11 protein-coding genes are annotated in these 10,987 nt (G+C 63.0%); 5 read left to right on the forward strand and 6 right to left on the reverse strand.

Going from position 1 to position 10,987, the window contains the following annotated elements:
- Nucleotides 1-46 precede the first annotated feature (46 nt).
- Nucleotides 47-823 (reverse strand): winged helix-turn-helix domain-containing protein, encoded by a 777-nt coding sequence (locus tag AV059_RS17890; RefSeq protein WP_058997672.1) that lies wholly within the window; start codon nt 821-823, stop codon nt 47-49.
- 305 nt (nt 824-1,128) lie between these two features.
- On the opposite strand from AV059_RS17890, the gene AV059_RS17895 reads away from it, so the two are divergent.
- A complete protein-coding gene (locus AV059_RS17895; RefSeq protein WP_058996662.1) occupies nt 1,129-1,956 on the forward strand; it encodes a hypothetical protein in 828 nt (275 codons plus the stop codon).
- Nucleotides 1,957-2,033: 77 nt separating this feature from the next.
- Here AV059_RS17895 and AV059_RS17900 read toward each other — a convergent pair whose 3' ends face one another.
- On the reverse strand, nt 2,034-2,306 hold the full coding sequence (locus AV059_RS17900) for a hypothetical protein (protein ID WP_058996664.1): 273 nt from the start codon (nt 2,304-2,306) through the stop codon (nt 2,034-2,036).
- A gap of 213 nt (nt 2,307-2,519) precedes the next feature.
- Here AV059_RS17900 and AV059_RS17905 point away from each other — a divergent pair, with 213 nt between their 5' ends.
- Both AV059_RS17905 and AV059_RS17910 read left to right on the forward strand, forming a co-directional pair.
- Complete coding sequence (locus AV059_RS17905) at nt 2,520-2,771, forward strand: hypothetical protein (protein ID WP_004962681.1); 252 nt, start codon at nt 2,520-2,522, stop codon at nt 2,769-2,771.
- Nucleotides 2,772-2,877: 106 nt separating this feature from the next.
- Complete coding sequence (locus AV059_RS17910; RefSeq protein WP_058996666.1) at nt 2,878-3,888, forward strand: DUF368 domain-containing protein; 1,011 nt, start codon at nt 2,878-2,880, stop codon at nt 3,886-3,888.
- Between the two features lie 5 nt (nt 3,889-3,893).
- Here the strand turns inward: AV059_RS17910 and AV059_RS17915 are convergent, their stop codons facing one another.
- On the reverse strand, nt 3,894-4,997 hold the full coding sequence (locus AV059_RS17915) for an NADH:flavin oxidoreductase/NADH oxidase (protein WP_058996668.1): 1,104 nt from the start codon (nt 4,995-4,997) through the stop codon (nt 3,894-3,896).
- A gap of 100 nt (nt 4,998-5,097) precedes the next feature.
- Complete coding sequence (locus tag AV059_RS17920) at nt 5,098-6,063, reverse strand: beta-ribofuranosylaminobenzene 5'-phosphate synthase family protein (protein ID WP_058996671.1); 966 nt, start codon at nt 6,061-6,063, stop codon at nt 5,098-5,100.
- 121 nt (nt 6,064-6,184) lie between these two features.
- Between AV059_RS17920 and ilvD the strand changes: the two genes are divergently transcribed.
- On the forward strand, nt 6,185-7,912 hold the full coding sequence (ilvD, locus tag AV059_RS17925) for a dihydroxy-acid dehydratase (RefSeq protein ID WP_058996673.1): 1,728 nt from the start codon (nt 6,185-6,187) through the stop codon (nt 7,910-7,912).
- 235 nt (nt 7,913-8,147) lie between these two features.
- On the opposite strand, the gene AV059_RS17930 is transcribed toward ilvD, so the two are convergent.
- The gene (locus tag AV059_RS17930) at nt 8,148-8,390 is read right to left on the reverse strand and encodes a hypothetical protein (RefSeq protein ID WP_058996675.1); all 243 of its coding nucleotides are present in this window, start codon (nt 8,388-8,390) and stop codon (nt 8,148-8,150) included.
- A gap of 326 nt (nt 8,391-8,716) precedes the next feature.
- On the opposite strand from AV059_RS17930, the gene AV059_RS17935 reads away from it, so the two are divergent.
- Nucleotides 8,717-10,069: a hybrid sensor histidine kinase/response regulator gene (locus AV059_RS17935; protein ID WP_058996678.1), complete on the forward strand. Its 1,353-nt coding sequence runs from the start codon at nt 8,717-8,719 to the stop codon at nt 10,067-10,069.
- On the opposite strand, the gene AV059_RS17940 is transcribed toward AV059_RS17935, so the two are convergent.
- A complete protein-coding gene (locus AV059_RS17940) occupies nt 10,066-10,785 on the reverse strand; it encodes a metal-dependent hydrolase (protein WP_058996680.1) in 720 nt (239 codons plus the stop codon). The genes AV059_RS17935 and AV059_RS17940 overlap by 4 nt on opposite strands.
- Nucleotides 10,786-10,987 lie beyond the last annotated feature (202 nt).

Below are 10,987 nucleotides of genomic sequence, written 5' to 3' on the forward strand. Positions count from 1 at the left end.
CGGCTTTTCAAGTACTAAGAGTCGGCCACCGGTGGCGAGAGTACAACTAGAGCAGCGAATCCAGAATCCGGAGCTCTTCCTCTTCGGATATTTTGTCGGAGTCCATACACGCGTGGACGACCTTGTGGACAAGCTCCGGGTCCTGAAACGGCTGTGGAGAGCCGCCGCCGTCGGTGACGGTTTCGACCTGACCTTCAAGTTCGGCCAGCTGTGCGGAGAGGTCCTCGACAGTCGACTGGAACGTAGTCAGCGTGGTGTTCACCTCGCCGGCCGCTGTCTCGACCTCCCTTGGCGAGCGGTTGCCGTCGTCGGGCGCAGTATCAGGGCCTGCTTGACTGTCAGCTCCGTCGGGGTTGTCTGTTGACTCCGGCGATTGGGTATCGGGTACCTGGGTTGCTGTCTCGTCCGATATCGTCGCTGATTCGGCTTCTCCATCGCTGAACACGGCGTTTGCGAACGCTTCTCGGTTCGCCCAGTCGAACCCGTCGATCCCGTTGACGCGGTTGCTCACCGTCGAGGCAGTGACGCCGAGCTTCTCCGCGAGGTCCCGCTGGGACGCAGTGGGGTGGTGCTGAATCGCCCGGATCGTCTCACGTTCTGTCGACGAGAGGTCCGCAGGGGCTGGATATGACTGTGATTCTGTCGACGGTTCACTCTGTGACTGGTCGGCTGTTTCCGTCTCGTCGGCCTCAGCTGGGTCGCCGTGTTCCTCAAGAACTCGCTCGACCAGTTCCGCTGTCGCACTCGGTACCTCGGCCGCAAGCTCTGCGATAGACGCTTCAGGGTTCTCAGCCGCTACATCGAGTATTTGCTTGTGACGCATCGATTTGGGGGCCGTTCGGCCGTTCGTTGATTTGCTCATTGATATCACCACGGAGGGAAGGTCCCGCCACCCGATCCCCCAACCTGATACACATTTGACTGAAACCAACGGAATTGTCAAAAGCTTTTGGTTAGCCACAAACATTAATTAAGATGTTATTTAACCTGACGTCGCCTGCTCCATCAGCGACACAGACGACCCAGAGCGAGGAGACACGTCTATTCCGGACCGGACTGGAAACGGTCGGTCAAAACTGAACCCAACCCTTCTGAAAGCATTTATCCGGGGCAGGGCAACGCAGAGCCATGTACCGCCGTCGCGTTCTGGCACTCTGCGGACTGGCTATCACCGGTGCAGGGTGTCAGGGTGAGACCGAGGACACCGGGACAGTGACGCCGGTGCCGTCACCAGAAGTCAGCGAAACCGACACTGGGTCGCCGCCCGATGTGGCCGTCACGAACGCCGTAGTGGTACCGGGCGTCGTGATTCCCCGCACTGACTCTATCAGCGTTGAACCGACAGCCGGCCAGTTCCTCGTCCTCACGACGACCGTCAAGGACTCGGGCGTAGACCGGGGCGCGTTCTCGCTCAGATTCAATGGGTCGACGTACAGCCCCGAGACGTTCAGGAACGGTCTGTATCGCGACGGCGAGTGGGGCCGACAGTTCACCGAGGCCGGTGGGCCGCTGGTCTTCGATCTCCCGGAAACCGGCTCAGCCAGCGACGCCAGACTGTCCTGGCCGGGCGGAGAGTGGACGCCGCCGGAGGCAGTTCAGAACAGGCTCAAAGCGCCGTTACCGTCATTCGACGTGACTCTCGACGGCCCGGAGCGCGTTACTGAGCCCGCCATGCCGACGCTCGAAATAACGGTCACGAACACGGGCGACACCGCTGGGCGGTACGTCATCGCACTCAACCGAGCCGGCCCGCGCGTCGCCTACGCGCCCGTCGGTCGGTTTGATGGGGAACTGAAGCCGGGAGAAACAGATACTATCACGCGCGAAGGTAAAACACCGTACGTCGACGATACAGAGCCGCGTGAAGTCACGTACCATCTCCGGGCCCCCGAAGATCACAACAACGCGACACACCGAATCAAGCCGGTCGACGAGGAAACTGTGACCGAGTCGTAGCGGCCCATCGGTTCGAACGCCGTCTTTTCGTCGCAGAAAGTCACCGAGCAGCCGTGCGTTGGCGCAGGAGTGCCGCCTCAGACCCCTTCGAGGTCGGACCGGTACTCGTTGATGGCGTCGTCGGCGTCTTCGATAGCACCAGTCACGTCTTCGGCGTCACCGCTACTGAGGTCGTTGAGCGCCGACTGGATGCGGGCGAGTCGACCGTGGTCCGGGCCGCGTTCGTCAGTCGCAAGACTGTCAAGCTGGTCGGCGAGTTCGGCGAGGCGTTCGCTCGCCTCATCGCTGCCAGTGTCTTCGGCCGCCGATTCGAGCAGTTCACTCGCGGACGCGAGTTCTTCGCGTGTCATACGTGGCAATTTACAGATGGGGACTAAAACGATTCGGCTTACCAGAGCGAGTTCATTTAAACAGACCAGTGAGTATTGAGCAGGCGGCGTGGCAACTCTGTGGACGACGCTCACCACGGTACGGACAGACTGCCTGCATTATCTTGCACCGCGCTCTTTGGCACGCGCCGAACGTGGAGCTTTATGTGTGTAACACATACGCATGGGTGACGAATGGACGCACAAACTGAACGGTCGCCGCTACACGTCTCGCACACCGACCACGACGACGGCTGGACGGTCGCCGTCGACCTCGACTCGCTTCAGGTCAGCGACGACCACGTGACAGTCGATATCATCGGGACGGAAGCCATCGTTGCCGTCGATGCCCCGCACCTCCAGACGGAGTTCGACATCGACCTGCCGGCCGCTGGCGCAGTCCAGACACTCAGGAACGGCGTGCTCACGCTATCACAGCGGAGCTAACGCTGTCGCTGACTGCCTGTCCAGCCCTTGTTCCGCCGTTGTGATGATTTCATGACACGACGCAACTCCACAAGGGATTTCAGCGTGATACTGGAAGCGTTCAGTGATGACTACCCATCCTGACCGAGACTCGAGCGACCTGCCAACGATTCGGGGCTCGGTGCCGCCGCTCCGTGCGTGGATTCGAACGTTTCTCATCGGCCTCTGTATGGGCAGTGCCGACGGCGTCCCTGGCGTCTCTGGCGGGACGATCGCGCTTATCGCCGGAGTCTACGAGCGACTTATCGCCGCAATTACCGCCTTCACGCCGGGACGGATACTTCGGTTTTTACGCGCACTCGCTCCCGTAGACGGCGGTGTCGACATCCGTGGTGCGTTTTCCGAACTTCTCGAAGTAGATATCTGGTTCCTCCTCGCGCTGGTCGCTGGCGTCGCCACCGCCGTTGTCATCGTGTCGCGAATCGTCACCATCGCCAGCAAGGAGACGCCGGCACTCCTCTTCGGGTTCTTCTTCGGGCTCATCGCCGCCTCAGCGGTAGTGCTACTCCGCAGTCTCACTGTTGAATCCCCGTTCCAGGTCGGGGCCGGCGTCGTTGGCTTTCTGATCGCGTTCTTCGTGTCCGGTGTGTCGACATCCGCCACAGCTGGTGGCAGTCTCCCACTGGTCTTCTTCGCCGGTATGATCGCTGTCAGCGCAATGATTCTGCCCGGCATCTCGGGGTCGCTGTTGCTCATCATCCTCGGCCAGTACACCCCTATGACGAAGGCCCTCAAGGAGTTCGTCGACGCACTCATCGCGCTCGTTACTGGCGGCCCAACCGAAGACGTGACCACGACCGCCGTGCCGGTCGTGACGTTCATTGTCGGCGGGCTCGTCGGGTTGTTCACCATCGCGCGCGTCGTCCGTCGGGCGCTCGATTACAACCGCCGGGCCACGCTGGCCTTCCTCGTCGCGCTCGTCGTCGGTGCGCTGCGCGCCCCCGTCGTGGAAGTGCAGGACAAAGTGGGTTTTTCGACGGATGTGCTCATCGCGTTCGTCGCCGCTGGTGCCGTCGGCGCGGTCTTCCTGCTCGTGCTCGACTGGTACGCCGTCGACCTCGACCTCGATAAGGTCTAAGCCAATTAGAAGCCCCATGCGCGGCGGTACTGCGGCGGCCCCTCTATTTCGTCGGTCGCGTCGAGTTCTTTTGCAGCAGTCATCGCGAAGTACGGGTCCCGCAGGTGTTCGCGGCCGACGATAGCCATATCGGCGCGGTCGTTAGCGATAATGGCCTCGGCCTGTTCGGGCGTCGTGATGCCGCCGACAGCGCCGACGGCGATGTCAGACTCGGTTTCCGCTCGAATCTGCTCGGCGTACTGGAGTTGGTAGTTCGGGCCGGCGTAGTCGGGGCGGGATTCGGGGTGGATGCCGCCGCCGCTCACGTCGATGAAGTCCGCACCGATGTCGGCGAGTCGGTCCGACAGGCGAACGGAGTCCTCGACAGTCCATGCGTCGCAGTCGGGGAGCCAGTCCGTCGCCGAGATACGGACGAACACCGGCTTGTCGTCGGGCCAGACCTCCCGGACGGCAGCAGTGACCTCCCGTGTCAGCCGCGTGCGACCCTCAAAGTCGCCGCCGTAGTCGTCCTCGCGGTGGTTCGTCACTGGCGAGAGGAACTGATGCAGGAGATAGCCGTGGGCAGTGTGGACCTCTGCAACCTCGAAGCCGGCGTCGAGTGCACGCTCGGCGGCGGTGCGGAACGAATCGATGACAGCCTCGATACCGTCCTGGTCGAGCGCCGTCGTCGGTGGGGCCTCGTCGTCTTCGTACGGCCACGGGTCGTCACTCGGGCCGACGACTTCCCAGCCCCCGTCGTCGGGCTGGAGCGGGTCGTGCCCATCCCACGGTCGTTCAACGGAAGCTTTCCGGCCGGCGTGGGCCATCTGAATGCCCGGTACGCTGCCCTGTTCGCTGATGAACTCCGTAATCGGCTCCAGCGCCGCCGCGTGCTCGTGGCTCCAGATACCCAGGTCTTCCGGGGAGATGCGACCGCGAGCTTCGACGGCGGTCGCTTCGGTCATGACCAGCCCCGCGCCGCCAACGGCACGGGAGCCGAGGTGGGTGCGGTGCCAGTCGGTGGCGAGGCCATCGCGGGCGTCACAGGAATACTGGCACATCGGTGAGACCATGACGCGATTCGGGACTGTCGTCTCGCGGAGTTCTAGCGGTGAGAACAGTGCAGTCATCGACGGGGGTTTGCTGGCAAGACGGATAACCGCACTGGCGGCTGCAAGAGTCGTCGCTTGTGCCGGTGACTTATACTGAACGGCCCCGCCGCAAGGCACCCTATTCAGTCAGCGACGCACCAGTGTTCCGGGGCGCAACGACACGAACCGTTCCGTCGACATCGGCCGCATCGAGTGCCAGCACACCCGCGTCACGGGCCTCCGATTCGTAGTCCGCTGTCGTCAGTCCCCAGACAGTCGGCCCCCAGGAACTCTGGCCGGCCCCGGAGATGACCGGGGCGCTCGCCAGTGAATCGACGAGTGCGCCGGCGGGCGGGCGATAGACCCCGCCCTGTTCGTCGGCGTACCACGCACCGTTGAGTCGGCCCAGCCGCGCCGCGGCCTGTCCGAAGTCGTCGTGGTCTCTGGTCGCAATCGCGGGAAGGACCCGACGAGTCAGTAACGTCGAAATCTCGTCGGCAATGCCTGGGTCGGCGCGCTCGACGGCTTGCCGCATACTCTGGTCTTCCGCGGTCCCGCTCTGGCCGGGGTCGGTGTCCGGGACAACGATAACAAAACGCCAGTGTGCGGGCACGTCGTGATGCGCCAGCACTGGCGGCACGTCCCAGTCACCTTCCGCTGGGGGTTCGGCAGTGAACCGCTCCGTCGGGTGCCCGCCGTCGACGATGAACCCGCCCGACTCGAACGCGGCGACGCCGACGCCGCTCCGGCCACCCCGTCCCAGTTGCGGCGCGTAGGTCCGTGCGTCAGCGGTCCGGTCGTAGGCTCGAACGACGGCGATGAGCGTCGCCAGCGAGAGCTGTGTGCCGCTCCCGAGGCCGACGTGTCGCGGGAACCGCTCTTCGACAGAGACAGCAGCGCCGGGCACGTCGAGCGCGTCAACGACGCGCCGAACGTACGGCTCAGTCGCCGGGTCATCACACTGCACCGTGTCGGCCCGTGTCGCCTCGACGGTCAGCCGCGGCTCGTCGAGGGCAAGCCCGACGCCCCCATAAAGGCGCTCGTGGGCGAGCGAGAGGTTCTGAAACCCGAAGTGGAGTCGCGCAGCGGTCGTGACCGTCGGCATACCGCGGCGGAAGTTCCCGACGGAAAAGAACCTGCTGTCACCGGTGGGTTTCGCCGTGCTCTCATGTTGGACGTTAGCGTGAGTACAAGTTATTTAAGGTTGCCCATGGCTTCGGTGAAATATGAGCAATCAGGAGCGGCAAGAACGTCCGGAAAAAGACCCGGACCTGCGGAGTACCGAGGTAACGGAGGGGTACGAGAAGGCCCCCCACCGCGCGATGTTCCGTGCGATGGGCTACGACGACGAGGATCTCTCCTCGCCGATGATCGGCGTTGCGAACCCCGCTGCCGACATCACGCCGTGTAACGTCCATCTCGACGACGTGGCCGACGCCGCCTACGACGGCATCGACGACACCGAAGGGATGCCAATCGAGTTCGGGACTATCACCATCTCCGACGCCATCTCGATGGGGACCGAGGGGATGAAGGCGTCGCTCATCTCCCGCGAGATAATCGCCGACTCGGTCGAACTCGTCACCTTCGGCGAGCGCATGGACGGCATCGTCACCATCGGCGGCTGTGACAAGAACATGCCCGGGATGATGATGGCCGCCATCCGGACGGACCTGCCAAGCGTCTTCCTCTATGGCGGCTCCATCATGCCCGGCGAGCATGACGGGCGTGAGGTCACTATCCAGAACGTCTTCGAGGGCGTCGGTGCGGTCGCCGACGGGGAGATGAGCGAAGGCGAGCTCGACGAGATGGAACGCCACGCCTGCCCCGGTGCGGGCTCCTGTGGCGGGATGTTCACCGCCAACACGATGGCGTCTATCTCTGAGGCGCTCGGCTTCGCGCCGCTCGGGTCGGCCTCGCCGCCGGCTGAACACGAATCCCGCTACGAGGAGGCTCGCCGGGCCGGCGAACTCGCTGTCGAGGTGGTGCAGGAACGCCGTAGCCCCTCGGACTTCCTCACCCGCGAGTCCTTCGAGAACGCCATCGCTCTGCAGGTCGCAGTCGGCGGTTCGACCAACGCCGTCCTTCACCTGCTCGCGCTCGCGGCGGAGGCCGGCATCGACCTCGACATCGAGACGTTCAACGAAATCAGCGCCCGGACGCCCAAAATCGCCGACCTCCAGCCCGGCGGCGAGCGGGTCATGAACGACCTCCACGAGGTCGGCGGTGTCCCGGTCGTGTTGCGCGCCCTGAACGACGCCGGCCTGCTTCACGGTGACGCGCTCACGGTCACGGGCAACACAATCGCAGAGGAACTCGAACAGATCGACCCGCCAACGGTCGAGGACCTCGATGTGGACTATCTCAACACTGTCGAGGACCCGATTCACGAGCGCGGTGCAATCCGTATCCTCTCGGGCAACCTCGCGCCCGACGGCGCTGTCATCAAGATTACCGGCGAGGACCACCTTCACCACGAGGGGCCGGTCCGCGTGTTCGAACAGGAAGAAGGGGCGATGGAGTACGTGCAGGAAGGCCACGTCGAGTCCGGCGACGTGATCTGTATCCGCAACGAGGGGCCACAGGGCGGCCCCGGGATGCGAGAGATGCTGGGCGTGACCTCGGCCGTCGCCGGCCAGGGCCACGCCGAGGACGTGGCGCTGTTTACCGACGGCCGCTTCTCCGGCGCGACCCGCGGCTTCTCTATCGGCCACGTCGCCCCAGAGGCGTTTGTCGGCGGCCCAATCGCCGCGCTGGAGGACGGTGACACCATCACCATCGACATCGACGACCACGAACTGTCGGTCGACCTCACTGAGGACGAGATGGAACAGCGCCTCGAAGACTACGATCCAGAACCGACGTACGACAGCGGCGTGCTGGCCAAGTATCACAACGACTTCGGCTCCGCAGCCAATGGTGCGGTGACGAACCCCGGCGCGAAGTGGAAGTGAGAAACCGACAATAATCGGACGTTTCACCGGACCGAACGGAGTGAGGGCCGGTTTTTTCGCCCACGTTTTTCGAGGACCCCTCCCGCAGCGCCGATGGCGCGAGGAAGGGGGACGCTGAAAAAGGTGGGTGGCTAGCGGTGCGGTGACGAATCCTGGTGCGAAGTGGGACTGAGAGCCAAACGAGAGTCAGAGTTTTCACCGGACCGAACGGAGCCGTCAGCCCGGCAGTACAGACTTATTTCCGTGTGACCGTAATGAGGCCCTCTTTGAGCGCCGCTTCGAACCGCTCGTCCAGTGTCATCTGGTCCCAGCCGTCAGGCCGATTCTCCGTGGCGATTGCAGAGAGCGACTCGACCAGCGACCTGTGGAGGAACCGCCCGTTCTCGCCGCACTCGCTGCAGGTCCTGATGATCGACCGAACCTCGAAGTTCCGCTCGACGGCGTCCTGACATCGGGCGCACACGTACGTTTCGGACACACCTAGCTATACGCTGTCCGGATACTCGGTTGTTGTGAATCCTTTCACTTGAGTATCATTACTGGCTATCGGTTGTCCCGTCGACGGCCCTTCCTCTCGGCAATCACCACACAGTTCTCTAGTCTGGAGACAGCCATCGGAATACGAGAGGGCCGTATAGCGACCAGCCAGCCCAGTTAGCGGGCCAACACAGAAGACGACCGGTCACTGCGGATGGCGCTAGTCAGTATTGGTCACAGGGGCTCGTCCCGTTGTCGGTTCCTGTCGCATTGTTATCATGACTACTAAACATATTTACAATCCCAGTACAAATCGTGGGCGTGTTGATGTCCCCGCCGACTGTCCTCCTCGTCGCTGCCGAGACTGCTGCCGGAGAGCAGTTACAGGCGGCACTTGAACAGGCAGCAATCGACGCCACCGTCGATACGGCTGAGCCCGAATGCGTCGATACGACACTGCTACGTACTGCGGTGGACTGCCTTGTCGTCCCGGTGACGTGTGAGGGGATGGCGGGCGGACACCTGGCGGAGGCGGCTACCGGCCTCTATCCGGACCTCCCAGTGATCATGTACGGCAGTGAGGCGGACCGCGGAGACCATATTCAGACGGTTGCTGCCGACGATCTGGGCTCGCCGGAGCTGGCAGCCGCAGTCGGCGAGGCACTCGAAAGCAGTGAGACAATGGCTGCACGCCCGGCTTCCCGGCCGGAGACGATCCTCGCCACGATGTTCGAACGGAACTCCGAACACCTGTACGTGAAAGACACTGACAGGCACTATCTGTTGCTCAACGATTCTTCGTACGCACCCCCGGAACTGCTTGGCCGGCGAGACGAAGACGGGCTCCCCGCCGGGGCGACGTATCTGGATGCAGCACGCGGCGACGACTTACAGGTCATCAACGACGGGACCGACATCCTCGATGTCCACGAGTTCTCGCCGTCGATGGGGAAACACCTCCGAACGTCGAAGGTTCCCTGGTACGACGAAACCGACGAGCTGGCCGGCCTTATTGGCATTACGCAGGATGTCACCGACCAGAAGGAACACGAACGCCTTCTCAGACAGCAGAACGAACGCCTCCGGAAGGTGGCGTTGCTGGCCGCACACGAACTCCGAAACGAACTTCAGGTATCGACCGGCCATCTCTCCCAAATCGAGGCCGATGACGAGCACGTCGACGCAGTCGAGCGTTCTATCGACCAACTCTCCGGGATTGTTGATAAAGTCGTCTCGCTGGCCTCGAGCGACTCGCCGACGTTCGAGCCCGAACAACAGTGGCTCTCGACGGTTGTCTGGGACGTATGGAGTTCGCTGTCGCTCGAAGCCGCGTCGCTCGAAGTAACATCTGACAGGCGACTGCTGGCGGACGCGGAGTCGATGCGCCTGTTTGTTGAGATCCTGCTCTCGAACGCCGTCGAACATGGCGGCGCCGACGTTGCGATACGCGTCGGTGCCACGTCGTCTGGGTTCTTCGTCGCGGATGATGGGCCCGGTGTTAATGTCTCGCCACCGGAGCGGGTGTTCGAGGCGGGGTACGCATCAGAGAAACAAAACAGCGGGTTCGGACTCTACATCGCCAACCGGATCGCAAAAGAACACGGGTGGTCGCTGTCGGTCGGTGACAGCGAGAACGGCGGCGCACGGTTTACCGTGACCGACGTGGAACGACCGGATTAAAGCTCGAAGGTCTCGTCGCCGTCAAGGATGTGAACGTCGGCGTCGCTTCCGGTGCCTTTGACCTCGTTCACGAAGTCTTGCGTCTCGATTTCGATGGGCGGGAACGTGTCGTAGTGCATCGGGAACGCGTGGTCGACGTCCAGCCAGTCGACGGCGACGGCGGCCTGCATCGGCCCCATCGTGAAGTGGTCGCCGACCGGCACCGCCGCGGCGTCCGGTTCAAGGAACGGGCCGATGACGTCGCGCATCTCCGTCATGAGACCGGTGTCGCCGGCGTGGTAGAACGTCGTCGACTCCGCGTCGCTGACCTGCGTCGGCTTCGTATCGGAGATGATGAACCCGCCCGGCATCCCGCCGCTCGCGCCGTAGCTGGTTTCCATGCCGTTCGTGTGGTCAGCCCGGTGCATCGTGACGAACGCGTCGCCGATTTCGACGGTGCCGCCGAGGTTCATCCCCATGCCGCCGACGGCGTCGAACTCGCCGAAGTTGTCCTCGCAGTACTCCACGACTTCCGGCGTCGCCACGAGCCCACAGCCCTCGTAGCGGTCCACGTCGCCGATGTGGTCGGCGTGGCCGTGGGTCAGCAACACGTAGTCCGGGTCCAGTTCCTCGGGGTCGGTGTCTGTGTGTGGGTTATCGAAGAACGGGTCGATGAGCAACTCAGTGTCGTCAACTGTCACGTGCCACGTCGAATGGCCGTACCATGTGAGTTCCATACCGGATACACGCTACTCGTGGCGTCTACTTAATATTACAGTGGACGACCCTCCTGGTGTTCAATCGAGAGACCGCTCCCCACCAATCACCGCTGGCAGCAATCAGTCATGATGGGTATCCGAAGGGTCTTTCAGCGTGTTTCCTGTCTGTCCGTTTGACTGCACTGGCCCCACCGGTAGCCACGCTTTGATGGGACGTTCT

This window comes from Haloarcula sp. CBA1127, from assembly GCF_001485575.1.
Taxonomy (GTDB): Archaea; Halobacteriota; Halobacteria; order Halobacteriales; family Haloarculaceae; genus Haloarcula.

Excerpts from the sequence above, each read along its gene's own strand:
- AV059_RS17935 (WP_058996678.1), top strand. The coding sequence starts at position 8,717 with ATGTCCCCGCCGACTGTCCTCCTCGTCGCTGCCGAGACTGCTGCCGGA.
- AV059_RS17910 (WP_058996666.1), top strand. The coding sequence starts at position 2,878 with ATGACTACCCATCCTGACCGAGACTCGAGCGACCTGCCAACGATTCGG.
- ilvD (WP_058996673.1), top strand. The coding sequence starts at position 6,185 with ATGAGCAATCAGGAGCGGCAAGAACGTCCGGAAAAAGACCCGGACCTG.
- AV059_RS17905 (WP_004962681.1), top strand. The coding sequence starts at position 2,520 with ATGGACGCACAAACTGAACGGTCGCCGCTACACGTCTCGCACACCGAC.
- AV059_RS17895 (WP_058996662.1), top strand. The coding sequence starts at position 1,129 with ATGTACCGCCGTCGCGTTCTGGCACTCTGCGGACTGGCTATCACCGGT.
- AV059_RS17940 (WP_058996680.1), bottom strand. The coding sequence starts at position 10,785 with ATGGAACTCACATGGTACGGCCATTCGACGTGGCACGTGACAGTTGAC.
- AV059_RS17900 (WP_058996664.1), bottom strand. The coding sequence starts at position 2,306 with ATGACACGCGAAGAACTCGCGTCCGCGAGTGAACTGCTCGAATCGGCG.
- AV059_RS17915 (WP_058996668.1), bottom strand. The coding sequence starts at position 4,997 with ATGACTGCACTGTTCTCACCGCTAGAACTCCGCGAGACGACAGTCCCG.
- AV059_RS17890 (WP_058997672.1), bottom strand. The coding sequence starts at position 823 with ATGCGTCACAAGCAAATACTCGATGTAGCGGCTGAGAACCCTGAAGCG.
- AV059_RS17920 (WP_058996671.1), bottom strand. The coding sequence starts at position 6,063 with ATGCCGACGGTCACGACCGCTGCGCGACTCCACTTCGGGTTTCAGAAC.